General features: G+C 71.5%; 24 protein-coding genes and 1 tRNA gene. 9 read left to right on the forward strand and 16 right to left on the reverse strand.

The features are described 5' to 3' along the window. Nucleotides 1–11: 11 nt before the first annotated feature. Nucleotides 12–650, reverse strand: a complete 639-nt coding sequence (locus tag DY157_RS06615) for a MarC family protein (RefSeq protein WP_407923457.1) — start codon at nt 648–650, stop codon at nt 12–14. Continuing rightward, nucleotides 647–1,492 carry a PHP domain-containing protein gene (locus DY157_RS06620; protein WP_115727768.1) on the reverse strand — a complete coding sequence of 282 codons (846 nt, stop codon included), beginning with the start codon at nt 1,490–1,492 and terminating at the stop codon, nt 647–649. The genes DY157_RS06615 and DY157_RS06620 overlap by 4 nt, the downstream gene beginning before the upstream one ends. A 214-nt stretch (nt 1,493–1,706) precedes the next feature. Here DY157_RS06620 and DY157_RS06625 point away from each other — a divergent pair, with 214 nt between their 5' ends. Then, a complete protein-coding gene (locus DY157_RS06625; RefSeq protein WP_115727769.1) occupies nt 1,707–3,242 on the forward strand; it encodes an aminopeptidase P family protein in 1,536 nt (511 codons plus the stop codon). Nucleotides 3,243–4,491: 1,249 nt separating this feature from the next. Here DY157_RS06625 and DY157_RS06630 read toward each other — a convergent pair. Continuing rightward, entirely contained in the window at nt 4,492–5,148 is a 657-nt protein-coding gene (locus DY157_RS06630) for a general stress protein (RefSeq protein WP_235827087.1), read from the reverse strand. Nucleotides 5,149–5,241: 93 nt separating this feature from the next. Here DY157_RS06630 and DY157_RS06635 point away from each other — a divergent pair, with 93 nt between their 5' ends. From DY157_RS06635 to DY157_RS06650, 4 genes are all read left to right on the forward strand, one after another. Next, the gene (locus DY157_RS06635; RefSeq protein ID WP_115727770.1) at nt 5,242–6,531 is read left to right on the forward strand and encodes a magnesium transporter MgtE N-terminal domain-containing protein; all 1,290 of its coding nucleotides are present in this window, start codon (nt 5,242–5,244) and stop codon (nt 6,529–6,531) included. Further along, nucleotides 6,524–7,156: a DUF1003 domain-containing protein gene (locus tag DY157_RS06640; RefSeq protein ID WP_115727771.1), complete on the forward strand. Its 633-nt coding sequence runs from the start codon at nt 6,524–6,526 to the stop codon at nt 7,154–7,156. Before DY157_RS06635 ends, DY157_RS06640 begins: the two co-directional genes overlap by 8 nt. Nucleotides 7,157–7,310: 154 nt before the next feature. Beyond that, nucleotides 7,311–8,441, forward strand: coding sequence for an Mrp/NBP35 family ATP-binding protein (locus tag DY157_RS06645; protein WP_115727772.1), 1,131 nt, complete (start codon nt 7,311–7,313; stop codon nt 8,439–8,441). Between the two features lie 84 nt (nt 8,442–8,525). Beyond that, nucleotides 8,526–9,155: an O-methyltransferase gene (locus DY157_RS06650; RefSeq protein WP_115727773.1), complete on the forward strand. Its 630-nt coding sequence runs from the start codon at nt 8,526–8,528 to the stop codon at nt 9,153–9,155. A gap of 103 nt (nt 9,156–9,258) precedes the next feature. Here DY157_RS06650 and DY157_RS06655 read toward each other — a convergent pair whose 3' ends face one another. From DY157_RS06655 to dapE, 3 genes are all read right to left on the reverse strand, one after another. After that, nucleotides 9,259–9,423 (reverse strand): DUF3117 domain-containing protein, encoded by a 165-nt coding sequence (locus tag DY157_RS06655; RefSeq protein ID WP_115727774.1) that lies wholly within the window; start codon nt 9,421–9,423, stop codon nt 9,259–9,261. A gap of 120 nt (nt 9,424–9,543) precedes the next feature. Further along, entirely contained in the window at nt 9,544–10,278 is a 735-nt protein-coding gene (locus tag DY157_RS06660; RefSeq protein ID WP_115727775.1) for an LOG family protein, read from the reverse strand. Beyond that, nucleotides 10,275–11,393, reverse strand: a complete 1,119-nt coding sequence (dapE, locus tag DY157_RS06665) for a succinyl-diaminopimelate desuccinylase (RefSeq protein ID WP_235827088.1) — start codon at nt 11,391–11,393, stop codon at nt 10,275–10,277. Before dapE ends, DY157_RS06660 begins: the two co-directional genes overlap by 4 nt. Before the next feature lie 94 nt (nt 11,394–11,487). Here dapE and DY157_RS06670 point away from each other — a divergent pair, with 94 nt between their 5' ends. Next, the gene (locus tag DY157_RS06670; RefSeq protein ID WP_115727777.1) at nt 11,488–12,318 is read left to right on the forward strand and encodes a purine-nucleoside phosphorylase; all 831 of its coding nucleotides are present in this window, start codon (nt 11,488–11,490) and stop codon (nt 12,316–12,318) included. Nucleotides 12,319–12,420: 102 nt separating this feature from the next. On the opposite strand, the gene DY157_RS06675 is transcribed toward DY157_RS06670, so the two are convergent. The 6 genes from DY157_RS06675 to DY157_RS06700 form a co-directional block, all read right to left on the reverse strand. Beyond that, nucleotides 12,421–13,020: a hypothetical protein gene (locus DY157_RS06675; protein WP_115727778.1), complete on the reverse strand. Its 600-nt coding sequence runs from the start codon at nt 13,018–13,020 to the stop codon at nt 12,421–12,423. Continuing rightward, on the reverse strand, nt 13,017–14,267 hold the full coding sequence (locus DY157_RS06680) for a BMP family ABC transporter substrate-binding protein (protein WP_160159472.1): 1,251 nt from the start codon (nt 14,265–14,267) through the stop codon (nt 13,017–13,019). The genes DY157_RS06675 and DY157_RS06680 overlap by 4 nt, the downstream gene beginning before the upstream one ends. 115 nt (nt 14,268–14,382) lie before the next feature. Then, entirely contained in the window at nt 14,383–14,973 is a 591-nt protein-coding gene (locus tag DY157_RS06685) for a 50S ribosomal protein L25/general stress protein Ctc (protein ID WP_115727780.1), read from the reverse strand. A gap of 154 nt (nt 14,974–15,127) precedes the next feature. After that, the gene (locus DY157_RS06690) at nt 15,128–16,099 is read right to left on the reverse strand and encodes a ribose-phosphate diphosphokinase (RefSeq protein WP_115727781.1); all 972 of its coding nucleotides are present in this window, start codon (nt 16,097–16,099) and stop codon (nt 15,128–15,130) included. A 36-nt stretch (nt 16,100–16,135) separates the two neighbouring features. After that, the gene (locus DY157_RS06695; protein WP_115727782.1) at nt 16,136–17,176 is read right to left on the reverse strand and encodes a bifunctional UDP-N-acetylglucosamine diphosphorylase/glucosamine-1-phosphate N-acetyltransferase GlmU; all 1,041 of its coding nucleotides are present in this window, start codon (nt 17,174–17,176) and stop codon (nt 16,136–16,138) included. Between the two features lie 44 nt (nt 17,177–17,220). After that, nucleotides 17,221–17,291 (reverse strand) — tRNA-Gln (locus tag DY157_RS06700). A 146-nt stretch (nt 17,292–17,437) separates the two neighbouring features. Between DY157_RS06700 and DY157_RS06705 the strand changes: the two genes are divergently transcribed. The 3 genes from DY157_RS06705 to DY157_RS06715 are packed head-to-tail and all read left to right on the forward strand — an operon-like array spanning nt 17,438 to nt 18,947. Continuing rightward, nucleotides 17,438–18,079: a TetR/AcrR family transcriptional regulator gene (locus DY157_RS06705; RefSeq protein WP_115727783.1), complete on the forward strand. Its 642-nt coding sequence runs from the start codon at nt 17,438–17,440 to the stop codon at nt 18,077–18,079. Between the two features lie 32 nt (nt 18,080–18,111). Beyond that, the gene (locus DY157_RS06710; protein WP_235827089.1) at nt 18,112–18,642 is read left to right on the forward strand and encodes a MarR family winged helix-turn-helix transcriptional regulator; all 531 of its coding nucleotides are present in this window, start codon (nt 18,112–18,114) and stop codon (nt 18,640–18,642) included. Further along, the gene (locus tag DY157_RS06715) at nt 18,639–18,947 is read left to right on the forward strand and encodes a DUF4298 domain-containing protein (protein ID WP_115727785.1); all 309 of its coding nucleotides are present in this window, start codon (nt 18,639–18,641) and stop codon (nt 18,945–18,947) included. The genes DY157_RS06710 and DY157_RS06715 overlap by 4 nt, the downstream gene beginning before the upstream one ends. A gap of 60 nt (nt 18,948–19,007) precedes the next feature. On the opposite strand, the gene DY157_RS06720 is transcribed toward DY157_RS06715, so the two are convergent. The 4 genes from DY157_RS06720 to rsmA form a co-directional block, all read right to left on the reverse strand. Next, on the reverse strand, nt 19,008–19,286 hold the full coding sequence (locus DY157_RS06720; protein ID WP_115727786.1) for a DUF1540 domain-containing protein: 279 nt from the start codon (nt 19,284–19,286) through the stop codon (nt 19,008–19,010). Between the two features lie 238 nt (nt 19,287–19,524). After that, nucleotides 19,525–21,390 carry an ABC-F family ATP-binding cassette domain-containing protein gene (locus tag DY157_RS06725; protein WP_115727787.1) on the reverse strand — a complete coding sequence of 622 codons (1,866 nt, stop codon included), beginning with the start codon at nt 21,388–21,390 and terminating at the stop codon, nt 19,525–19,527. Next, nucleotides 21,390–22,361, reverse strand: coding sequence for a 4-(cytidine 5'-diphospho)-2-C-methyl-D-erythritol kinase (gene ispE / locus DY157_RS06730; RefSeq protein ID WP_115727788.1), 972 nt, complete (start codon nt 22,359–22,361; stop codon nt 21,390–21,392). The genes DY157_RS06725 and ispE overlap by 1 nt, the downstream gene beginning before the upstream one ends. After that, nucleotides 22,354–23,376 carry a 16S rRNA (adenine(1518)-N(6)/adenine(1519)-N(6))-dimethyltransferase RsmA gene (gene rsmA, locus DY157_RS06735; RefSeq protein ID WP_115727789.1) on the reverse strand — a complete coding sequence of 341 codons (1,023 nt, stop codon included), beginning with the start codon at nt 23,374–23,376 and terminating at the stop codon, nt 22,354–22,356. The genes ispE and rsmA overlap by 8 nt, the downstream gene beginning before the upstream one ends. Nucleotides 23,377–23,396: the final 20 nt, after the last annotated feature.

The raw sequence follows: 23,396 nt of genomic DNA on the forward strand, positions 1-23,396 counted from the left end.
TCCGCGAGGCCTCAGCCGGCCGCGTTCGCCGAGGCGATGAAGTCGAAGATCCCGCCCATGACCAGCTGCGTCGCGATCGCGGCGAGGAGGAGGCCCATGATCTTCGTCAGCAGCATGATTCCTCCGGGCCCGAGCATCCTCGAGAGGACGAGGGAGAAGTGCATCGTTGCCCACATCACGAGATGCGCGAGGATCACCGCTCCGATGAGGCCCACCCACCCGGGGAGGGAGGAGTGCGCCTGGGCGACCGAGACCATGACGGCGACGATCGCGCCGGGGCCCGCGAGCAGCGGGGTGCCGAGCGGCACGAGCGCGACGTTGACCCGTTCATCCCCGGTATCCGGCTCCTCGTTGTCCGAGCCCATGAGGAGCTCCATCGCGACGAGGAAGAGGAGCACGCCCCCGGAGAGCTTGAGCGCCTCCATCGAGATTTGGAGGAGGTGGAGGATCTGCTGGCCGAGCACGGCGAACACCGTGATGACGCCGAAGGACACGGCGGTCGCCTGGACGGCGGCGCGCTTTTGGGCGCGCGGCGTCATACGGCCGGTGAGGCCGAGGAAGACGGGAATCGTCCCGAAGGGATCGAGGATGACGATGAGCGTGGTGAAAGTCGTCGCGAAGAGCGCGACGTCGAAGACGGAGGAGATCACGCGCGGACGACCCCCATTCGGCCGAGGGCCTCGACCTCGTCGATGACGGCGGGATCGGTGAGGTTCTCCCCGAGGACGTTCGGCTTGCCTGTCCCGTGGTAGTCGGAGGAGCCGAAGATCCGCAGACCGAGTCGGCGCGCGAGGGCGTCGACCGCCACGCGATCCCCGGGGGTGTGGTCGCGATGATCGCGTTCGACGCCGAAGAGCCCGGCGTCCGTCATGTCGGCGATCACGGATTCGGGGAGCAGGCGCTGTCGCGCCCTCGCCTTCGGATGGGCGAGGACGGGGACGCCACCCGCCGCGAGGACGAGTTCGACGGCATCGACGGGATCGGGCGCCCAGTGATGGACGTAGTAGGGCCCGCGCGGGTGGAGCACCTGCGCGAATACGGCCGAACGATCCGGGAAGGCGCCCGCGTCGACGAGGGCGTCGGCGATGTGGGGGCGCCCGATCGGGCCGCCCTCAGGAGCCTTCGCGAGGACCTCGTCCCAGGTGATCGGATAGTCGGCCGAGAGGTTCTCGACGATGCGGGCGGCCCGCGTCTCGCGCGACTCCCGGGTCTTGGCGAAGCAGGTCGTGAGGCCCGGGTCCTCTGGGTCCGGGAGGAGCGCGAGGAGATGGACGGTGATCCCGTCGGCCGCGCAGCTCATCTCGACCCCGCGGATGAGGGCGACGCCGGTGCCGGGCACGGCCGCAGCGGCCTCCTCCCACCCGGCGAAGGTGTCGTGGTCGGTGAGGCCGATCATGTCGAGCCCCGCGCCCGCCGCCTTCGCGAGGAGTTTCGAGGGCGAGTCGGTGCCGTCGGAGTAGGCGGAATGGGTGTGGGGGTCGATCCTGCGCATGCCCCGAGGGTATCGGGCGGGCGCCGCCCGACTCCACTTCTGCGACGAGGGCCGCATCGCGGCATTCCCGTCCTTATGCCCTCCTGATGAGGACATAAGGACCTTCGACCAACGGCGCCACGGATCGGCGGTCGCGCGCCCGTCGAGCCGCCTCGGCGAACCGCCGTCGCGACCGAGGCGCGGGCATGGTTCGAACGAGTGCGATGATGGGGCCATGACCGATTCTCAGAACACCGCACCCGAAGAAGAAGCCGCCCCCCAGTCGATGGCGCAGCGCGGCGAGGGCCGTTCCCGCCGCCCCGACTCCGATGCCTTCCGCGAGTTCATGGGATCGGGGTGGGGACCGAGGATCACCGCTGCGATCGAGCGCTCCGGCGCCGCCGACTACCTCCCCGCCCGCGCCGACGCGGCGGGAGAGCCCTTCGCCGGGGAGCGCCTCGTCGTCCCGGCCGGCACCTACAAGGTCCGCAACAACGACTGCAACTACCGGTTCCGCGCCCACTCCGCATTCGCGCACCTCACGGGCCTGGGCGCCGAGCGCGAGCCCGACACCGTCCTCGTCCTCGAGCCCCGCGAATCCGGCGGCCACGAGGCCGTCCTCTACTTCAAGCCGCGCGCCTCCCGCTCGAGCCAGGAGTTCTACTCCGACCCCCACTACGGGGAGTTCTGGGTCGGCGCCCGTCCCTCGCTCGAGGAGGTGAGCGCGGAGACCGGTCTTCGCTGCGCGCACATCGACACGCTGCGCGACGCCCTCGCGAAGGACGCGGGCTCCGTGTCGCTGCGCGTCGTCCGCGGGGTCGACGCCTCGGCCGAGGCGATGGTGAACGAGGTCCGGACCGAGGCCGGGCTTCCCGTCGGCGAGGACGCCCGAGAGGCCGACGAAGCCCTCGAGGAGCGCCTCTCGGAGATCCGCCTGCGCAAGGACCCGTACGAGCTCGCCGAGCTGCGCCGCGCCGTCGAGGTGACGCGCGCCGGATTCGACGACATTCTGCGGGCCCTCCCCCGCGCCGTCGGCCACCGCCGCGGCGAGCGCGTCATCGAGGGCGCGTTCGGCGCCGTCGCCCGCGAGGAGGGCAACGGCCTCGGCTACGACACGATCGCCGCCTCCGGCAATCACGCGAACACGCTCCACTGGATCGACAACGACGGCCCGGTGAACGAGGGCGACCTCGTCCTCGTCGACGCGGGCGTCGAGGTCGATTCCCTCTACACCGCGGACATCACGCGCACGCTTCCCGTCAACGGCCGTTTCACCGAGGTTCAGGCCCGCGTCTACCAGGCCGTCCTCGACGCCGCCGAGGCCGCCCTCGCCCGGGCGAACGAGCCCGGCTGCCGTTTCCGCGACGTCCACGACGCCGCGATGGTCGTCATCGCGACCCGCCTGCGCGAATGGGGCCTCCTCCCGGTCCCGGTCGAGGAGTCCCTCTCCCCCACCGGCCAGCAGCACCGCCGCTGGATGCCGCACGGCACCAGCCACCACCTGGGGCTCGACGTCCACGACTGCGCGCAGGCGCGCCGCGAGATGTACCAGGACGCGCTCCTCGAGCCGGGCATGACCTTCACGATCGAGCCGGGCCTCTACTTCCGCGCCGACGACGAGGCGATCCCCGCCGAGTACCGCGGGATCGGCGTCCGCATCGAGGACGACGTCGTCGTCAACGAGGACGGAACGGTTACCCGGATCTCTGAGGACATCCCGCGCACGATCGCCGACGTCGAGGCATGGATCGCCGAGGCCCAAGCCCACTGATCACGTCGTTCGGGCCCCGGTCGCGCCTCGGCGGCCGGGGCCCGAACCATGACCTCATCCGGTCACCTGGACCTCATCCGGTAGCGCCGGAGTCGTCCTCATCCCCGACACCGGAACCGAGGTGAACGCCGACACCGCCCCGACCTCAGCGCCCACCCCATCACCAGATCGAAGGAACCCGAGCTGCACCACTCCCCGCGGCTTGACCAGCGGCCGCCTTGAGCTCTCCTCCCCCGGCACCGCAACCACTCCATCGGCACCACAAAGAAAAATGTGGTGCCGAAACTACACAGAACGGCCTCTCCGTCGGCACCACAACCACTCCATCGACACCGCAAACAGAAGGCGTGTGCCAGCGGCGCCGATGAGGCGCCGGTGGAGGCCGACACGGGTCGCGACTGGTTCTGGTGAGCGCCACAAGCCCGCCCCTCTGCTTGAGCCGCAAGAGCGCACACAGTTTCGGCGATTTCCGGGGGCGCGCGGAGGAGGTTGTCAACGTCTTCGCAGCTCAGCGAGGGTCAGTCTCGCCATCCCGTCTGAAAACTGTGTGCGAACTTGCGGGTGGATCGTCTGAGCCCGCCATGGCGAAGTCGAGGCGGGGTCAAGTCCCTTTGTGTGGTGTAACGGTCCTTCGGGTTGCATACAAGGGGGGTTAGGCGGTCAGCGCTGGGAGGTGCTGGTCGGTGCTGATGGTTTCGTTGGTGGTGGTGACGAGCTTGAGTCGGAGCGCGAGGAGCGCCCTCGTTCCCGTGTCCGCCGGCGGCATCACTCTCGCGCGCCGAGGGGACTCGGCGCATGGCCTCGCAAGCGAAGGCGCATGACTTCGCGGGGCAGTGCGATGAGGACGCGCGCCGCGGGCCGGGCCGGGTGGGCCTCGGGCGTCTGCAGGCCCGCGCGCAGCGCGGGCCGAAGCGGGCGAGGCCCGGCCTGCGGTGCACCGGACCTCATCCGGCGCGCGAGAGCACGTCATAACGACTCGGTCTTGGCCAAACAGATGGTCAGGAAACCGGGCGAATGCAGCGCAGCGAGCAGCGCCTCGGCTGCCGGGGCCGGGTGGGCCCCGGGCGTCTACAGGCCCGCGCGCAGCGCAGGCCGAAGCGGGCGGGGCCCCGGCCGCCGAGGCGCGGCAAGGCAAACAGGTCAGTCGGAGGATTCAGTCGAGGCGGGGGTATCGGGCGCTGGCTCGGCGGGCGCCGCGGCCCTTGCCTCGTCGCTCACGCGAACGCCGAAGCGCGGCAAGGCAAACAGGTCAGTCGGAGGATTCAGTCGAGGTGGGGGTATCGGGCGCCGGCTCGGCTGGCGCCGCGGCCGCGGCCTCGTCGCTCACGCGGACGCCGAAGCGCGGCCGCTCGTCGGGACGCGACCCGTATTCGGTCGGCCCCTCCTTCTCCGGGCGGACGCGCGTCGGCTTCGGGCGCATCTGGTTGCCGGGCGTGCGCTGGAGCATCTGGAACGCCTTATCGATGTCGGCCGACGCGAGGACCGCGTAGCGCGAGGCGACGACCTGCGACTGCGAGGTGAAGTCGCGCTGCCCGCCCGTCATCGCGTAGAGGAGCCCGGACATCACCGTGCCCGCGAGCGCGCCGCCGAGGATGCCGAAGAGAACCCAGAGCATCGCCGACTGGTTCGTCGCCGCGAAGGACATCATGAGGCCCATGAACGCGCCCCACAGGGCGCCCGAGGACGCGCCGGACAGAGCGGCCCTGCCCATCGTCATGCGGCCCGTCACCCGTTCGACGAGGTGCAGGTCGGTGCCGACGATCGTGATCGACTTGACGTCGAACTCCTGATCGGAGAGGTAGTCGACCGCGCCCTGCGCCTCCGCGTAGGTGCGGTACGAGGCGATCTCCGTGCCCGAGGGCATGACGGGCATCGTGAAGTGCTGGGCGCCGGAGCGAGGGGCCATGAGGATCCTTCCGTGAAACCGGACCCATCGGGGAGTCCGTGACTGCCATCCTCCCACTGCGGGGCCTAGGCTGTCCCCGTGAGCAGCGCATCGATGGACCTTCGCACCTCGGGGAGGCGCGTCTACATCGGCAAACTCGCCGGTACGGGCGTGTTCGACCCGATCGGCGATCAAGTCGGGAAGATCCACGACGTCGTCGTCACCTTCCGGCTCGGCGGGACGGCGAACGTCATCGGCTTCGTCGTCGAGGTCGGTCCGCGCAAACGCGTCTTCCTCCCCCTCACGCGCGTCACCTCGATCGAGGCGGGCTCCGTCATCACGACGGGCCTCCTCAACATGCGCTCCTTCACGCAGCGCCCCGTCGAGACCCTCGTCCTCGCCGAGCTCTTCGACCGGGTCGTCACGCTCAACGACGGGTCGGGCCAGGTGAAGATCCTCGACGTCGCGATGGAGCGGCGCCGCCCGAAGGACTGGGTGATCTCGAAGCTGCACGTCCAGCGCCAGCGCGTCACGGCGCTCGGATTCACGAGGGCGGGCGAGACCCTCAACGTCGGAGTCGGCGACGTCACCGGCCTGCTGAAGACCGACTCCAACCAGGCGGCGACCGCGCTCATCGAGCAGACGGAGGACATGCGCCCCGCCGACCTCGCTGATTTCCTCCACGACCTCCCGCGCGACCGGAGGATGGCGATCGCCCAAGAGCTCCCCGATGCGCGCCTCGCCGACGTCCTCGAGGAGCTCGGCGACGACGATCGCGTCGCGATCGTGTCGGGCCTGGAGGCCGGGCGCGCCGCCGACGTCCTCGACGTCATGCAGCCCGACGACGCCGCGGACCTCGTCTCCGAGCTGCCCGAGGCGCAGGCCCAGGCGCTCCTTGCGCTCATGGAGCCCGAGGAAGCGAAGGACGTCCGCAGGCTCCTCTCCTACGAGGAGTCGACGGCCGGCTCCCTCATGACGACCGAGCCCGTGATCTTCGGCCCCGACGCCACGGTCGCGCAGATGCTCGCGTCCGTGCGCCGCGTCGACCTTCCCGCCTCGCTCGCGACGGTCGCGTTCATCACCCGCCCGCCCGAGGAGACGCCGACCGGCCCCTACCTCGGGATGGTCCACATCCAGCGTGCTCTGCGCGAGCCGCCGCAGACGCTGCTCGGCACGATCCTCGACAACGACATCGAGGCGGTCTCGCCGCAGGCGCACGTCGCGACGGTGACGCGGCTCCTCGCGACCTACAACCTCACCGTCCTCCCCGTCGTCGACGACGACGGGCACCTCGTCGGCGCGGTCTCCGTCGACGACGTCCTCGACGAGCTCCTCCCCGAGGACTGGCGCGACTTCGACGACGAGGTGACGGACCGCATGATGGCGAGGAGCATCGATGGCTGAGCGACTCGACACCCCGCGCGAGCACAAGTTCCGCCTCTTCCGCCGCAACCGCTCGTCCTCCGACGGGTTCGGGAAGTTCGCGGAGGCGACCGCCCGCTTCATGGGCTCGCCGCGCTTCATCCTCTACATGACGATCTTCGTCGTCCTGTGGATCACCGCGAACGTCGTTCTCTACGCGGTCGCGAAGAAGTACGCGTGGGACCCCTACCCCTTCATCCTCCTCAACCTCGCGTTCTCCACGCAGGCCTCGTACTCCGCGCCGCTCATCCTTCTCGCGCAGAACCGCCAGGACGACCGTGACCGCGTCCAGGCGCAGCAGGATCGCCAGCGCGCCGAGCGCAACCTCGCCGACACCGAGTACCTCACCCGCGAGATCGCGAGCCTGCGCCTCTCCGTCCAGGAAGTCGCCACGAGGGACTTCATCCGCTCCGAGCTCCGCGACCTCCTCGACGATCTGCGGGCCGACCTTCGCGCCGAGATCCGCGAGGACGTGCGCGAGGAGCTGCGCGAGGAGATCCGGGCCGAGCTGCGCGCCGAATCGCGCCTCGACGCCGACTCCGCCGGTTCCGAGGTCGCGGGCGAGGACGAGGTCTCGGGCGACGGGCTCGATACACCCGCGCGCTGAGCCACTTCCCATCGACGAGGACGGGGCCCCGCCCTCGTGAATCGGAGGGGATTCCGCGGGCATTCTCCGAGGCCGCGCACCGCTCGCTTCACTTGTGTGCAGGCGGGCCCTCCCGCCTCGAAGGCCCGCGCGCGGCTTGCGTACTATGAGGGACATGTCCGTTTCAATCGACCAGGTGATGACCGCCCTCGGCACCGTCATCGATCCCGAAATCCACCGTCCGATCACCGACCTCGATATGGTGTCGCCCGACCTCGTCACCATCGACGGTGGCGCGGTCGCCGTCCAGGTCCTCCTCACGACCGTCGGCTGCCCTTTGCGCAACACGATCTCCGCCGACGTCAAGCGCGTCCTCGGCGAGCTCGAGGGCGTGGACTCCGTCGCCGTCGACATGGGCGTCATGAGCGACGAGCAGAAGAAGGCGCTGCGCGAGAAGCTCAACGGCGGTCGCCCTGAGAAGGAGATCCCCTTCGCCCAGCCCGGCTCGCTCACGCGCGTCATCGCCGTCACCTCCGGCAAGGGCGGCGTCGGCAAGTCCTCGATGACCGCGAACCTCGCCGCCGCGATGGCCGCCGCCGGCCTCAAGGTCGGCGTCATGGACGCCGACATCTACGGCTTCTCGATTCCGCGAATGCTCGGCGTGACGCACGAGCCGCAGGTCATCGACGGGATGATCATCCCGCCCGTCGGGGCCTCCGGCGTCAAGGTGATGTCGATCGGCATGTTCGTCCCCGACGGCCAGCCGGTGATCTGGCGCGGCCCGATGCTCCACCGCGCCCTCCAGCAGTTCCTCGCCGACGTGTTCTGGGGCGACCTCGACGTCCTCCTCATCGACATGCCGCCGGGCACCGGCGACGTCGCGATCTCGATCGCCCAGCTCCTCCCGAACTCGGAGATCCTCGTCGTCACGACCCCGCAGGTCGCGGCCGCCGAGGTCGCCGAGCGCGCGGGCTCCATCGCCGCCCAGACGAAGCAGAAGGTCGTCGGCGTCGTCGAGAACATGTCCTACCTCCCCCAGCCCGACGGCTCGCGCCTCGAGATCTTCGGCGCGGGCGGCGGCCAGTCCGTGTCCGCGCGCCTCGCGGCGCAGCTCGGCTACGAGATCCCGCTCCTCGCCCAGGTGCCCCTCGACATCGCTCTGCGCGAGGGCGGGGACGCCGGCCGTCCGGTCTCCCTCGAGGACGGGCCCGCGGCCGAGGTGCTCGGAGAACTCGCGACAACCCTCGGTACCGTCGAGCGCGGCCTCGCGGGCCGTCCGCTCGGCGTCTCGCCCGTCGCGCACTGATCGCCTGCGGCCGTCGCTCCCCGCGAATCCTCGCGGGGGCGATAGGCTGTGCCCGTATCCCGCTTGATCGTTTCGGAGGCAGTGATGGCTGATAAGGCGCAGGCCTGGGTGTTCGCCGAGGACTACGTTCCCGAGAGCGAGGTCGTCGCCGAGGCGCGCGCGGCCGCCGCCGAGCTCGGCGCCGAACCTGTCTCCCCCGGCACCGGCGCGGCCCTGCGCATGCTCGCCGCCGTCTGCGGCGCCCGCGCGGTCCTCGAGGTGGGGACGGGCGCCGGGGTCTCGGGCCTCTGGCTCCTCGACGGGATGCCCGCCGACGGCGTCCTCACGTCGATCGACTCCGAGGTCGAGTTCCACAAGCAGGCCCGTCGCTCCTTCGTGCGCGCCGGCGTCTCCTCGCAGCGCACGCGCCTCATCGCGGGGCGAGCCCTCGACGTCCTCCCGAGGATGGCGGCGCGCGGCTACGACATGATGGTCCTCGACGGCGACATCGCCGAGACCCCCGAGTACCTCGACCACGCGGTGCGCGTCCTGCGCCCGGGCGGCCTCATCGCCTTCGTCCACGCGCTCTGGCACGACCAGGTCGCCGACCCGGCCCGCCGCGACGCGGAGACGGTCGTCTGCCGCGAGGTCGTCCGCTATCTCGGCGAGTCCCCGGACTTCATCCCGGCGCTCCTGCCGGTCGGCGACGGCCTGGCGGTCGCGGTCAAGCGCTGAACCCCTCCCCCGCGGGTGAGCGGGGCGCGACTGCACGACGTACGGGGGAGCCCCCGCGGATGATCCGCGGGGGCTCCCCCGTCAGTGTCGACGTCGAGTCGGGTCAGACCGCCGCGGTGAGCGCGGCCGCGAGCTCGGAGGCCTCGTCGGGGGTGAGCTCGATGACGAGACGGCCACCGCCCTCGCTCGGGATGCGCATGACGATGCCGCGCCCCTCCTTGGTCGCCTCCAACGGTCCGTCGCCGGTCCTCGGCTTCATCGCTGCCATGTACCGCTCCTTGCTCCTCGGTCCGCGAGCGCGCGTCGCGCTGCGGTGACACGCCCATTTTAGCCGTGTCGCCGCCGATTGACACGGGAAGCGGTCCCGAGGGCGCGGCGAGGGCCCCGCTCAGCCGCGCAGGACGAGCCGGACCGCCTCCTCCGGATCGTCGACGATCTTCAGCAGATCGACGTCTCCGGGCGAGATGGTCCCCTCGGCGACCATCGTCTCGCGGATCCAGTCGAGGAGGCCCGTCCAGTACGAGGAGCCGACGAGGACGATGGGGAAGGAGTCGATCTTCGTCGTCTGGACGAGGGTGAGCGCTTCGAAGAGCTCGTCCATCGTCCCGAAGCCGCCGGGCATGACGATGAAACCGCTCGAGTACTTGACGAACATCGTCTTGCGGGCGAAGAAGTAGCGGAAGTTGATGCCGATGTTGATCCACTGGTTCATCGACTGCTCGTGAGGGAGCTCGATGCCGAGCCCGATCGACGTGCCGCCCGCGTCCCACGCTCCCTTGTTCGCCGCCTCCATCGCGCCCGGTCCGCCGCCGGTGATGACGGCGACTCCGGCCTCGGCGAGGAGCGCGCCGATGCGGTGCGCCTTCTCCCAGTAGGGGGAGTCCTGCGGCGTGCGGGCCGACCCGAAGACGGAGACCGCGGCCCCGACCTCGGAGAGGGCGCCGAATCCTTCGACGAATTCCGCCTGGATGCGCAGGACGCGCCAGGGGTCCTCGTGGTGCCAGTCGGCCGACTCCTGGGGGCGCAGGAGCCGCGTATCCGAGGTCTCCTTCGGAATCGCGCGTCCGCGGAGGATGACCGGGCCGCGCTGGTAGGTCCTGCGGGGGGCCTGGTCGGAGTTCATCGATTCTCCTTGTCGTCGAGCCAGTCGAGGAGCGCCTGGGCGCACCTGCGGATCTGGGCCGCGGGCGCGGCCTCGTCATCGGTGTGGGCGCCGAGGGGGTTCCCGGGGCCGTAGTTGATCGCGGGGATCCCGAGCGCGGAGAAGCGGGCGACGTCGGTCCACCCGTACTTCGCGGAGACGCTCAACTCCTCCCCCGCCTCCTCGGCGAGTCGGCGGGCCACCGCGATGAAGTCGCGGGCGATCGGCGAGTCCGCGCCGGGCCTCGCGCCCTCGGATTCATCGTCGATCTCGATCGACGCGCCGGTCCCCTCGAAGTACGAGGAGGCGCGCTCGATCGCCGCGGCCGCGCTCATCGAGGGCGCGAAGCGGTAGTTGACGGTAACGCGGACGGAGTCGGGGATGACGTTGTTGCCCGCCCCGCCCTCGATCCGCACGACGGAGAGGGATTCGCGGAACTCGAGGCCGTCGACCTCGACGACCGGGTTCCCGAAGGCGGCGATCGCCTCGATGGCGGGCGCCGCTTTGTGGATCGCGTTGTCGCCGTGCCAGGCGCGCGCGGAGTGGGCGGCGCGCCCGGGGATCGTCGCGATGATGCGGATCGTCCCGTTGCAGCCGCCCTCGATGCTCGCATTCGTCGGCTCGCCGAGGATCGCGAAGTCCGCCTTCAGGAGGTCGGGCCGGTTCCGCCCGATCCTGCCGAGGCCGTTGAGGGGCGCCGCGACTTCCTCGTGGTCGTAGAAGACCCAGGTGACGTCGTGCTTCGGCTCGGCGAGCGCGAGAGCGGCGCGGAGGGCGGCGGCGACTCCTCCGAGCATGTCGACGGATCCGCGTCCGCGGATCCATTCGGCGCCGTCGCGCGTCTCGCGGACGTGGGGGACGTTGGAGGCGATGGGGACGGTGTCGAGGTGCCCGGCGACGAGGACGCGGCGCGGGCGCCCGAGATGGGTCCGGGCGACGAGCGCGTCGCCGTCGCGATGCACCTCGAGGTGGGGGGCCGAGCGCAGGACCGCTTCGACGGCGTCCGCGATCGCCCTCTCGTCGCCGCTCACCGAGGGGATGTCGATGAGATCGCACGCGAGATCGACGACGTCGTCGGTGCGCAGCGGCCGGGTCACGTCGCTCCCCTCGTCCAGGTCGATCTTTCCGGATCGAAGAATACGCGCTCCCCCTCGTCCGCGCCGGGGAGCCGCCCCGCGATAGCCTGGGGGCATGATCGAGACCCCGCTCGCACCCCAGGCGCTCGCCCACGAGGCCGCCCTCGCCCTTCGTCCCCTGCTCGCCGGCGCCGTTCCGGACGTCCTCCTCGTGCCCGGCTCGGGCTGGGGCGCGGCCGCCGCCTCCGTCGGCGTCGTCGTCGGCTCCGTGCCCGCCGAGACGATCCCCGGATTCCACGCATCCCCGGTCGCCGGGCACCACTCGGAGATCTCCCTCCTCGAGCTCGCCCACGAGGACGGCGAGCCGCTGCGCGCCCTCGCCCTCCCGCGGACGCACTTCTACGAGGGGCTCGGAACCGCCGCCGTCGCCCACCCGGTTCGCGTCGCCGCAGCCCTCGGCATCCATCGGGCGATCCTCACGAACGGCTGCGGCTCGGCGAACCCCGCGATCCCCGCCGGATCGGTCGCCCTCATCCGTGATCACCTCAATCTCACGGCGTCGACGCCGCTCGAGGGCGCGACCTTCGTCGACCTCACGGACGCCTACTCCCCCGCCCTGCGCGCTCTCGTCCTCGGCGTCGACCCGTCGATCCCGGAGGCGGTCTACGCGCAGTTCCCCGGTCCCCAGTACGAGACTCCCGCCGAGGTGCGGATGGCCGTCGTTCTCGGCGCGGACCTCGTCGGAATGTCGACCGCGCTCGAGACGATCGCCGCGCGCGAGGCGGGCGTCGAGGTCCTTGCCCTCTCCCTCATCACGAACGCCGCCGCGGGGACGACCCCGGGCGAGGCGCTCTCGCACACCGAGGTCCTCGAGGCCGGCGCCTCGTCGAAGGAGTCGCTCGCGTCTCTCGTCGAGAGGATCGTCCGCGTCTGGCCGCGCGACTGACGGCGTCCTCCCACGAGTCCGCCCGCCCTCGACGAGGGCGGGCGGTTCGCGTTCGCGCCGCGAGCTGCGGCGCGCCTTCGCGCGGGAGCGCGGCGGCGTCTCTCAGTCGCTCGGCGCGTCCGGGATGACCGCGAGGAGCACGCGGTCCCAGTGGCCGAGCGCGGGCCTCGCGGCCTCGGCGCCCGCGTAGAAGTCGTCCGGGTCGACGCGGAAGACCCGCCCGGAGGAGGGCTCGAAGATCGCGTAGCGCCCGTCCGGGGCCGCGTGGGCGAGGAGGAGGACGACGTGGCGCGGCACGAGCCCGGAGAGCGGAATCTTCGAGCCGCCGGTGTAGACGAGCACGTCGCGCCCGCGGGCGAGGGCCGCATCGATCCTCGGTCGCAGATCCTTGCCGCGCAGGACGATGCGGTGGCGCAGCCCGGTCGCGACGCGCGCGAGCCGCGCGAGCGACCAGGGAGAGGTGCCGAGCGCCTGGGGCCAGGGCGCGCCGACGCGCGCGGCGATCGCGTGGAGCTCCTTCTGCGTGCGGACGACCGAGTCGCGGTCCTCGCCGAGGTAGGCGGGGTCGGCGTCGGCGCGGGCGGCGAGGACGGCGAGCGTCGCAATGCCGCAGGTCGTCGGGTCGACCTGCTTCGGGTACGAGGCCGGGGCGGGGCGTCCGCCCGCCGGAAGCGGACCGGTCGCGCGGCCCCGGGGGCTCACCGCCCCTCCTCGAGGTCGAAGGGCGTCGTGATCTCGAGAGCGCCGGCCGCGATGTCGGCCCTCGCGGCGTCGAGCTGATCGACGAGGTCGGAGGCGAGCATCGGCTCGAAGGCGCCGAAGCCCGCGAGATCGACTCCGCGTCCGAGCCTGTAGGTGAGGCGGGCGGGTGTGGACGTGGAGACGAGGTCGGCGAGGATCCGATCCCAGTCGATGACGACGCCCGTGAGGACGGGGGCGCCGATCGCGCCGAGCGCCGTATCGGACAGAGCCGACATCGGCGCGGCCGCGGTCGCGCCCGCCGATTCGGCGGAGTCGTCCGACTGGGCGGAGTCGCCGGACTGTCCGGACTCCGACTGCCCGGACTCGGCGGTCGCCGCACCCGACTGGGACGCGGAGGCGCCGGATTGGGCGCCCGACTGCGCACCGGACTGAGTCGCCCCCGCACCCGCGTTCACGAGGTCGGCGGCGGTCGCATCGGCCCAGATGAGCCTGACCTCCGAGCGGCCGGACGCCGCGACGGCGGTCGCGGCTCCTCTCGACGCGGCGCCCGCGACGGGGAAGAGGATGTCGGCGCCCCCATCGAGGAGGCCCTTGGCCGCGGCGTCGACGCCGTCGACCGATCCCGCGGGGTCCGCGAGGGTCCCCGTCGCGGAGACGAGGTCCCAGCCCGTGACCTCAACGGAGGAGCCGTGGGCGAGGTCGTAGGCGGAGACTCCCTGGGCGAAGGCGTCCATCATCGACTGCGTGAGCGCGTCGGCCGATCCGCCGAGCGTCCCGACCCTCCCCGTCGTCGTCTGGCCCGCTGCGGCGATGCCCGCGAGGTAGGCCGCCTCGGAGGCGCGCACGTCGATGACGCGCCCGTTCGACAGGGTCGCGGGCTCCCCCTTCTCGTCGACGAAGGAGGCGCCGACGAGGGCGAAGGCGACGTCGGAGTGCTCGCGCGCCCCGGCGGAGACCGCCTCCGCGCTCCCCGAGTCGACGCCGATGACGAGGTCGCAGCCCTTCGCCAGGACCGAGGCGAGCCCATTCTCGCCGTCGCCGTACGCGACGGCGGCGCCGGACTTCTTCGCCGTCCTCTCGAACGCGGCGCCGAATCCGGAGGAGGGCGCCGTCTCGGACCACCCGTCGACCGAGGACACTGCGCACAGGCGCCCCGCCCCGGCCTCATCGATCGTGGGGGCGCCGGACGCGCACCCCGCCAGGCAGAACGCGACGGCGGCGGAACCCGTGATGCTCAGCGCGCGCACAGCGCTCCTTCCCGCCGCACCGCGGCGCAACGATTCGGGCGCGATGGGGAACTCCCCCGCGCGCGCCGACGGGCGGACCGCAGTGCGGCCCGCCCGTCGGAAAGGGGTACGAGGATCACTCGGCCGCGGGGGCCTCCGCCGCGGTCTCCTCTTCCTCCGGCTCGGCGGCGAGTTCGGAGATGATGACGACGTCCTGCTCGGGGTCGAGCTCGCACTCGACGTTCTTCGGGAGGACGAGGTCGGAGACGCGGACGACGGTGCCGGCCTCGAGGCCGGTGACGTCGACCTCGATCGACTCGGGGATCTCTGTGGCAGGGGCCTTGACGAGGACGGTGTGCTCCTCGACGGCGTACTGGGTCTGCGGGGCGGGCTCGCCGACGACGACGATCGCGACCTCGACGTCCACCTTCTCGCCGGCCTTGACCGCGAGGAGATCGACGTGGAGGAGGGCGCGCGACACCGGGTGGCGCTGAACGTCCTTGACGAGGGCGAGCTGCGACTTGCCGTCGACCTTGAGCTCGACGAGGGCGTTCTTGTTGCCGCGGACGATGAGGAAGAGATCGTGCTCGGGCAGGTCGACGTGGAGCGGATCGCCGCCGTGGCCGTAGACGACGCCGGGGACGAGGTTCGCGCGGCGGGCGCGGCGGGCGGCGCCCTTGCCGAACTCGGTGCGGGTATGGGCGAGAAGAACGGGGTTGTCGCTCATGGGGTTTCCTCCTGGTGTATCGGTTCCTTCGCTTCGGCGCGTCGAGAACCCGCGGAACGTCCGTCCCAGAAGGCCCTGTCGATAACGGCGGTACGGGACCGCCCTCGCCGGAGCAACCCCTTGAGGGTACCCGACGAGGGCGGAAACCGAGAAGTCAGTCGAACAGGGATGTGACCGATCCGTCTTCGAACACCTCGCGGATCGCGCGGGCGAGGAGCGGGGCGATCGAGAGGATCGTGAGGGTCGGGAAGCGCTTCTCCGGCGGGACCGGGAGGGTGTCCGTGATGACGACCTCGTCGGCGCCGCACTCGGAGAGGCGACGGGTCGCGGGGTCGGAGAGGATGCCGTGGGTCGCGGCGATGATGACCTTCTCCGCGCCGGCGGCGTTGAGGACCTTGACGGCCTCGGTGATCGTGCCGGCCGTGTCGATCATGTCGTCGACGAGGACGCACTGCTTGCCCGCGACGTCGCCGACGACGCGGTTCGCGACCGCGACGTTCGGGCGCGTCGTGTCGCGGGTCTTGTGGACGAAGGCGAGCGGGCAGCCGCCGAGCTTCGACGACCACTTCTCGGCGACGCGGATGCGGCCGGCGTCGGGCGAGACCATGACGGTGTTCGACAGGTCGAGGCGCGAGCGCACGTAGTCGACGAGGACGGGCATCGCGAAGAGGTGGTCGACGGGGCCGTCGAAGAAGCCCTGCTCCTGCGAGGCGTGAAGGTCGACGCTCATCACGCGGTCGGCGCCGGCGGTCTTGTAGAGGTCGGCGATGAGACGGGCGGAGATCGGCTCGCGGCCCTGGTGCTTCTTGTCCTGGCGCGAGTACGGGTAGAACGGGGAGACCGCAGTGATGCGCTTGGCGGAGGCGCGCTTCGCGGCGTCAATCATGAGGAGCTGCTCCATCAGCCACTTGTTGATCGGGCCGGTCATCGACTGGAGGACGAAGACGTCGGATCCGCGGACGGACTCGGCGAAGCGGACGTAGATCTCGCCGGAGGCGAAGTCGTAGGCGGTCGTCTGGGTGAGACCGCAGCCGATCTCCTCGCCGACCCGCTGGGCGAGCTCCAGATGCGCCCTGCCCGAAACGAGAACGAGGCTCTTCTCCCCGCTGGTGACCAATCCGCTCATGCGGTGTTCCTCCCCTTGCCCTGAGAACCCGGCGGGTCAGCCCCTGTCGGACTGCCCGATGACGCTGAATGGTGGGACCATCGTATCGGCTGGAATCGAGCCCCCGAGAGCCCAGGAGCCCCGCACGACCGCGCGATCGGCCACATTCGCCGAATCGAGGACCGTTCCGGGACCGATCTCACACCCCTTCCCGACGGCCGTGGCGCCCCGAAGGACGCTTCCGGGCCAGATCGTCGTGTCGGCGCCGATCTCGACGTCGATGCCGATCCAGGTGGACGCCGGGTCGACGATGGACACCCCCCGGCGCATGTGGTGCTCGCAGATCCTCTTGTTGATCTCGGCTCCGAGTTCGGCGAGCTGAACGCGGTCGTTGCAGCCCTGCGCCTCCCAGGGATCGGCGAGGACGAGGGCGCCCGCCGTCCGCCCGGCGGGTTCGGCGGCCGCGAGCACGTCGGTGAGGTAGACCTCGCCCTGGGCGTTGTCCGTTCCGACCGACTTCAAGGTGTCGTGGAGGAAAGCCCCATCGAAGGCGTAGACGCCCGCGTTGACCTCGGTGATGGCGCGCTCGCCTTCGTCGGCGTCCTTCTCCTCGACGATCCTGATGACGCGCCCGTCCTCGGCGCGCACGATACGGCCGTAGCCGGTGGGGTCGGGGGCGATCGAGGTCAGGACCGTGACCGCGCGCCCTTCGGCCTCGTGGAGGTCGAGGAGGCGCTCGAGCGTGGCGGTCGAGAGCATGGGGACGTCGCCCGAGGTGACGAGGACGGGGCCGTTGATCGGGCCGTGCGCGGCGGCGAGGGCTTCGAGGGCGCACAGGACGGCCCTGCCGGTTCCGGGGATCTCATCCTGATCGGCGATGAAGGTGTCGGGCGCGACCCGGCGGATCTCCTCGACCACGAGTTCGCGTTCGTGGCGCACCACGGCGACGAGGATCTTGGGACGGGTGCCCTGGGCGGCTCGCAGCGCGTGGCCGATCATGGACAGGCCCGCAACGGGGTGGACGACCTTGGGGACCGCTGAGAGCATTCGGGTGCCCTTGCCTGCTGCGAGGACGATGGCGGCTGCGGGGACGGTCATTGTTCGCCTTCCGTCGAGCGAGGAGGAAGGAGCGGGCGCTCCTGCTCCGCCCCCAGGACTCGAACCCGGACCAAAGGCACCAAAAACCCATGTGCTGCCGTTACACCAGGGCGGAATAGCGCTTCGATTCTGCCACAGTCCGCCCCCGTTCACCGAAAGCGGGGCTTCGGGCGCCTGCGTGGCACGCCCTCGGCCGGGTGCGAGCCGCAGCGCCCCTCCCCCTCGGAGTGCATCCTCTCCTCGCGTGGGATAATCCGGAGCATGGGTCAGAAGCGCACACGGATGAGCGGCTTCGCGCGCCGGGAGCAGCTCGTCGAGGTCGGGCGCTCGCTTTTCGCGCTCAAGGGCTTCGATGCGACGAGCGTCGAGGAGATCGCCGCGAAGGCGAAGGTGTCCAAGCCCGTCGTCTACGAGCACTTCGGCGGCAAGGAGGGCCTGTACGCGGTGGTCGTGGACCGAGAAGTCCAGTCCCTCGTCACCTCCCTCCATTCCTCCCTGGAGTCGTCCGATCGCCCTCGGATCCTCTTGGAGAACGCCACGCTCGCCCTGCTCGAGTACATCGAATCGAATTCGGACGGCTTCCGCGTCCTTGTGCGCGATGCGCCGAATGATCGGACGCAGGGGTCCTTCTCCTCGGTCCTCGGCGATGTCGCGTCGAGGGTCGAGCATCTCCTGGCCGAGCAGTTCGCCAAGGGCGACATCTCGCCGGCCCTCGCCCCGCTGTACGCGCAGATGCTCGTGGGCCTCATCGCCCAGGTCGGCCAGTGGTGGCTGGATGAGCGGCGCATGAAGAAGGACGAAGTCGCCGTGCACGTGGTGAACCTCGTGTGGAACGGCGTGCGGCACATGCAGCCGAAGCCGGCTCTGCTCGTGTGCCAGGAGCCCGGCGCGGCGAAGGAATGACCGAAGTCTCGACATCGAGTATCTTGAATCGCGTGAGATTCGCGGATGAAGTTGCAGGCATCGTCGCCGCATGGTCGAGGGAGCGCCCGGACCTCGACTCCTCCCCCATGCTCGTCCTCTCGCGCGTCTCCCGCCTCGCCCGGCGCCTCGACCTCGAACGGCGCAAGGCCTTCGCCGATCACGGGCTCGAGCCCTGGGAGTTCGACGTCCTGTCCTCCTTGCGCAGGGCGGGCAGCGCTTCGGGCCTGACCCCCGGCGCCCTCATGGCCGAGCTCCTCGTCTCCTCCGGGACGATGACGAACCGGATCGACCGCCTCGAATCGAAGGGCCTCGTCTCGCGCTCCCCCTCGCCCCAGGACCGGCGGGTCGTTCTCGTCACCCTCACCGAGCCGGGGCGCACGCGCGTCGACGGCGCCCTCGCCTCACTCCTGGCCTGCGAGGAGGCGGTCCTCGCCCCGCTCGACGAGGAGGCGCGTCACCGCCTCGCGGATCTCCTCACCCCCCTCCTCCTCCCCTTCGAGGCCCCGGCCTGCGCGAAGGGACGCGGGAGGGCGGCGGAGTGAGCGGATCGGAGGCGCTCGAACGACTCGAGCGGATGGAGGGGCACTACCGCGACGCCCTCGCGCGCGTCGAAGCCGCAGAGGCGGGGCTGAAGGCGATCGAGGACTTCTTCGAGGCGATGCGCCCCCTCATGGACGCCTACGAGACGACCTGGCTCGCCGACCGCGAAGCCGTCGCCGAAGACGAGGCGCAGACCCTCGCGGTCCTGGGCGAGGACGCCGTCTGGGACCTGTGCACCGACCAGCACGGACTCGCCCAGGGGATGCTGCGCCTCGCCGCCGAGCACTTCTCGCCCCGCGGGATCTGAGGCGCCGACCGCCACGCCGCGGCCGCCCGGGCGAACGGCGGTCGGTCCGCTCGGCCCCGGTCAGCGGGCGGCGTAGGAGAGGCAGTCGGCGGTGGTGGCGCCGACTCGGATCGCCTCGGCGGTGCATTCGAGCGCGGAGTTGTGGACGCAGTCTGCCTTCTGGCAGGCGCCGACGAAGGGGGCCGCCGTCTCGAGGCCGCCCCTGACGTTGAGCGGGACGAAAGTCGTGCAGGTCTGGGCGAAACCGACGGTGATCGCGGCGGCGCCGCAGCTCTTGGTCTTGTTGTACGAGCAGCTCTCGACGGAGCAGTCCAGGACTCGGGGCATTTCAAGGGGCATCTCGATCTCTCCTCATGATCCGGGGCCTCGATCCCATTCCTTCGAGGCGGATGATCCCATTGGAGCGCGAAAAACGACAGGCGTCGAGAAAGGGTCTATTCACGCAGGTCAAGAGGCATTCAATACGAGTCTCGCCCAGGCCGATTCCGCACCGGGGGAGGTGCGGAATACGCGTTTTTTCCGAGCGTCTCCCTCATCTAATTCATCGAGGACGCGGACTCGCCGACTGCGGGAACGCCTATTCGAGGAGCTCGGCGGCCTGAAGCCACGCGTCCTCGAGCTCGGCGATCTCGGACAGCGCGCGGAAATGCCGTGCCGACGCCTCCTGGAGCTCCGACACCGCGGAAGGATCCGATGCGACCTCGTGCCCGAGCGCTTCCAGGCGCGCCTCGAGACCCCCCGCTTCGCTCCGGAGCCTCTCCAGGCGCCGCTCGATCCGATCCGCCTCCTTCTTCGCGGCCCGCCGCGCGGCGGCGTCGCTCAGCGCCGGGGCCTGCGGCAGCGCTTCGGCGGGCGTCGGCTGCGAGGCCTGCGCGGCCCCGCCCTCGGCCCGCAGGCGCAGGTACTGCTCGACCCCGCCGGGCAGGGCGCGGATCGTCCCGTCGCCCAACAGCGCCACCTGGTGATCGGTCACGCGCTCGAGCAGGTACCGGTCGTGCGAGACGACGACGAGCGTGCCGGGGAAGGAGTCGAGGAGGTCCTCCATCGCGGCGAGCGTGTCCGTGTCGAGGTCGTTCGTCGGCTCGTCGAGGAGGAGCACGTTCGGGGAGGCCATGAGGAGGCGCATGAGCTGGAGGCGCCGCCTCTCGCCGCCGGAGATCTCCGAGATGCGCGTGTAGGCGCGCTGGCGCGTGAAGCCCATCCGCTCGGTCATCTGCGAGGCGGAGACGTCCTTCCCGTCGACCACGACCGTCTGCGCGACGGCGGCGACCGCTTCGACGACGCGCATGTCGGCGAGGGCGTCGAGCTCGTGCGTGTCCTGGGAGAGGGTCGCGACCTCGACGGTCTTCCCGCGCTTCACGCGCCCGGAATCGGGCGCGAGGTCGCCGCGCAGGAGGTTGAGGAGGGTCGTCTTGCCGGCGCCGTTGACGCCGACGACGCCGACGCGCTCGCCGGGGGCGAGGCGCAGCGTCGCCGAGTCGAGGATAGTGTTCGTCGACCCGTCGGGGCGGGTGAAGGAGAGCGTGACGTCCTCGAGGTCGAGGACGTCCTTGCCGAGTCGGGCGGTCGCCATCTTCACGAGCTCGACCGTGTCGCGCGGCGGCGGGACGTCCGCGATGAGGGCTTCGGCGGCCTCGATGTGGAACTTCGGCTTCGAGGTGCGGGCGGGAGCGCCCCGGCGCAGCCAGGCGAGCTCCTTCGTGAGGAGGTTCTTGCGCTTCACGGCCGCGACGTCGGCCTGGCGGACGCGTTCGGCGCGGGCGAGCGTGTAGGCGGCGTAGGAGCCGTCGTAGATCTCGACCCTCCCCGCGATCTGCGGCCGGTCGCCGCCCGGGTCGATGCCGGGGACGACCTCCCAGATGTGCTCGCAGACGGCGTCGAGGAACCAGCGGTCGTGGGTGACGACGAGGAGCGCGCCGACGGCGCCGGGCTTCGCGAAGCGGGAGTTGAGGTGGGCGGCGAGCCAGGCGACGCCCTCGACGTCGAGGTGGTTCGTCGGCTCGTCGAGGCACACGACGTCCGAGGGCGCGGCGAGCACCCGGGCGAGCGCCACGCGGCGGCGCTGACCGCCCGACAGAGTTCCCACCTGCGCGTCGAGGTCGATGTCGGCGAGGAGCCCGGCGTGGACGTCGCGGACGGCCGGGTCCGAGGCCCACTCGTACTCGGCGAGTCCTGGGTGGACGGCGTCGACGACCCGGAGATCGGGGTCGAGCGCGTCGACCTGGTCGAGGACGACGACGCGGACGCCGTCGCGCTTCGTGAGGAGGCCGCCGTCGGGCTCCTGGAGTCCGGCGACGAGCCGCAGGAGCGTCGACTTGCCGGCGCCGTTAGGCCCGAGGATGCCGACGCGCGAGCCGTCCTCGAGTCCGACGGTGACGTCGGCGAGGAGCTTGCGCGAGCCGGCGAGGACGGAGAGGGACTGCGTCCCGAGGAGGTGGGCCATCAGCGCTCCTCCTCGAGCCGCGCGCCGGGCACGGGACCGGCGGTCGGGGAGGCGGCGGCGACGCCGGGAAGGGCGGAGAGGGCGTCGGCGATCCGGGCGGCGTCCTCGTCGTCGCGCGCGAGCGACGCGATCGAGGGGCCCGAGCCGCAGAGGAGGACGGCGAGTGCGCCGGCGGCTCGCGCGGCGTCGAAGGTCGCGGCGAGGTCGGGGCGCAGCGAGAGCGCGGTGTCCTGGAGGTCGTTGACGAGGGCGGCGGGAAGGCCGAGCGCCTCGCCCGTGAGGGCGGCGACCTCCGCCTCCCCCGGCTCCTCGAGGTCGGTCCATCGCCCTGACGGGCCCCCGGCGGCGTCGAGCGCGCGGAAGACCTCGGGGGTCGAGAGTCCCCCATGGGCGAGGGCGATCGCCCAGTGGTGACGCGGCGCCTCCCCCGCGCCGAGGACGCGCATCCGATCGCCGCGCCCGGTGCCGAGCGCGATGCCGCCCGCGAGGCACGCGGGCACGTCGGCCCCGAGCGTCCGACCGATGAGCTCGAGCTGCTCGGGCGAGAGCCCGAGCTCCCAGAGGGCGTTGCAGGCGACGAGGGCGGCGGCCGCGTCCGCCGAGCCGCCGGCCATCCCGCCGGTCATGGGGACGCGCTTGTCGACCCGGATGTCGAGTCCCGCGGCGGTCTGCGCCCAAGGTCCGGCCATCGCCAGCCTCTGGAGGGCCTTCGCCGCGCGAACGGCGAGGTGGGTCTGCGGATCGAGGTCCGCCATCGCCGCGGTCGTCTCCCGGTCGAGCGAGCCGTCGGGCCGGTGCGCGGTCGTCTCCACGCGGATCCCGGGCGTCCGGGACGTCCGCACGCGCACGGTCTCGCGCAGGTCGAGGGCCTCGAAGACGGTGACGAGCGGGTGATAGCCGTCCGGGGTCGACGCGCCGACGCGCAGGGTGAGGTTGACCTTGCCGGGCGCGCTCGCGATCGCCTCACGCATCCGGGTTCTCCGCCGCGTCCTCGTCGATCGACTTCGGCGCGCGCGGGTCGACGCGCTCGGCGAGGACGCCCTCCGCCCGCAGGTCGAGGACAGCGCGACCGAGGCGGACGAACTCGTCGATGCCAAGAGTCTCACCGCGGACGGAGGGGTCGATGCCGGCGCGGTCGAGGAGGGCCTCAGCGGCGGCGGGCGACCCGGCCCAGGTCTTGAGGGCGGCGCGCAGGGTCTTGCGGCGCTGGCCGAAGGCGACGTCGCAGGCCTCGAAGGTCGCGCGGCGCAGCTCCTCGTCCCCGCGCGGCTCGCCCGTCCTGCGCAGGCGGACGAGGGCGGAGTCGACGCCCGGGACGGGCCAGAAGACGGTGCGGCCGATCGTGCCGGCCCGCTCCGCGGTGCCGTACCAGGCGGCCTTGACCGAGGGGACGCCGTAGGTGCGCGAGCCGGGGCCGGCCGAGAGGCGGTCGGCGACCTCGGCCTGGACCATGACGAGGACGTCGGTGAGCGTCGGCAGGGCCTCGAGCATCGCGAGGAGCACTGGCACGGCGACGTTGTACGGGAGGTTCGCGACGAGCTTCGTCGGCGCGGGCCAGTCTGTCCCGAGGTCCTCGACGCCGGCGATCTTCGTGGCGTCCTCGCAGACGACGTGGAAGCGGTCGGCGGCCTCGGGCATGCGGGCGCGGACCGTCTCGGGGAGGGCCGCTGCGAGGGGCGGGTCGATCTCGACGGCGCGGACGCGAGCGCCGACCTCGAGGATCGCGAGCGTGAGGGACCCGAGGCCGGGACCGACCTCGACGACCTCGTCGCCCGCCTCGACGCCGCCGGCGCGGACGATCCTGCGGACGGTGCCGGCGTCGTGGACGAAGTTCTGCCCGAGCACCTTCGTCGGGCGGATGCCGAGGGCGTCGGCGATCGCCTTCACCTCGAGCGGGCCGAGGAGGCCGGAGTCCGAGGGCTGCGCGCCCTCGGGCAGAGTCGGGTCGAGGCGGCGTGCGGGCGCGCGTCTGGGAGTTCGGGTCACGGGTGGATTCTAGTGGTGGT

Source organism: Actinomyces culturomici (assembly GCF_900499005.1).
GTDB classification, from domain to species: domain Bacteria; phylum Actinomycetota; class Actinomycetes; order Actinomycetales; family Actinomycetaceae; genus Pauljensenia; species Pauljensenia culturomici.

What these genes read in the sequence shown, in the direction of transcription:
- DY157_RS06620 (WP_115727768.1), bottom strand. Translation starts at nt 1,492, where the DNA reads ATGCGCAGGATCGACCCCCACACCCATTCCGCCTACTCCGACGGCACC.
- DY157_RS06625 (WP_115727769.1), top strand. Translation starts at nt 1,707, where the DNA reads ATGACCGATTCTCAGAACACCGCACCCGAAGAAGAAGCCGCCCCCCAG.
- DY157_RS06630 (WP_235827087.1), bottom strand. Translation starts at nt 5,148, where the DNA reads ATGGCCCCTCGCTCCGGCGCCCAGCACTTCACGATGCCCGTCATGCCC.
- DY157_RS06635 (WP_115727770.1), top strand. Translation starts at nt 5,242, where the DNA reads ATGGACCTTCGCACCTCGGGGAGGCGCGTCTACATCGGCAAACTCGCC.
- DY157_RS06640 (WP_115727771.1), top strand. Translation starts at nt 6,524, where the DNA reads ATGGCTGAGCGACTCGACACCCCGCGCGAGCACAAGTTCCGCCTCTTC.
- DY157_RS06645 (WP_115727772.1), top strand. Translation starts at nt 7,311, where the DNA reads ATGTCCGTTTCAATCGACCAGGTGATGACCGCCCTCGGCACCGTCATC.
- DY157_RS06650 (WP_115727773.1), top strand. Translation starts at nt 8,526, where the DNA reads ATGGCTGATAAGGCGCAGGCCTGGGTGTTCGCCGAGGACTACGTTCCC.
- DY157_RS06655 (WP_115727774.1), bottom strand. Translation starts at nt 9,423, where the DNA reads ATGGCAGCGATGAAGCCGAGGACCGGCGACGGACCGTTGGAGGCGACC.
- DY157_RS06660 (WP_115727775.1), bottom strand. Translation starts at nt 10,278, where the DNA reads ATGAACTCCGACCAGGCCCCCCGCAGGACCTACCAGCGCGGCCCGGTC.
- DY157_RS06670 (WP_115727777.1), top strand. Translation starts at nt 11,488, where the DNA reads ATGATCGAGACCCCGCTCGCACCCCAGGCGCTCGCCCACGAGGCCGCC.
- DY157_RS06685 (WP_115727780.1), bottom strand. Translation starts at nt 14,973, where the DNA reads ATGAGCGACAACCCCGTTCTTCTCGCCCATACCCGCACCGAGTTCGGC.
- DY157_RS06690 (WP_115727781.1), bottom strand. Translation starts at nt 16,099, where the DNA reads ATGAGCGGATTGGTCACCAGCGGGGAGAAGAGCCTCGTTCTCGTTTCG.
- DY157_RS06695 (WP_115727782.1), bottom strand. Translation starts at nt 17,176, where the DNA reads ATGACCGTCCCCGCAGCCGCCATCGTCCTCGCAGCAGGCAAGGGCACC.
- DY157_RS06705 (WP_115727783.1), top strand. Translation starts at nt 17,438, where the DNA reads ATGGGTCAGAAGCGCACACGGATGAGCGGCTTCGCGCGCCGGGAGCAG.
- DY157_RS06720 (WP_115727786.1), bottom strand. Translation starts at nt 19,286, where the DNA reads ATGCCCCTTGAAATGCCCCGAGTCCTGGACTGCTCCGTCGAGAGCTGC.
- DY157_RS06725 (WP_115727787.1), bottom strand. Translation starts at nt 21,390, where the DNA reads ATGGCCCACCTCCTCGGGACGCAGTCCCTCTCCGTCCTCGCCGGCTCG.
- ispE (WP_115727788.1), bottom strand. Translation starts at nt 22,361, where the DNA reads ATGCGTGAGGCGATCGCGAGCGCGCCCGGCAAGGTCAACCTCACCCTG.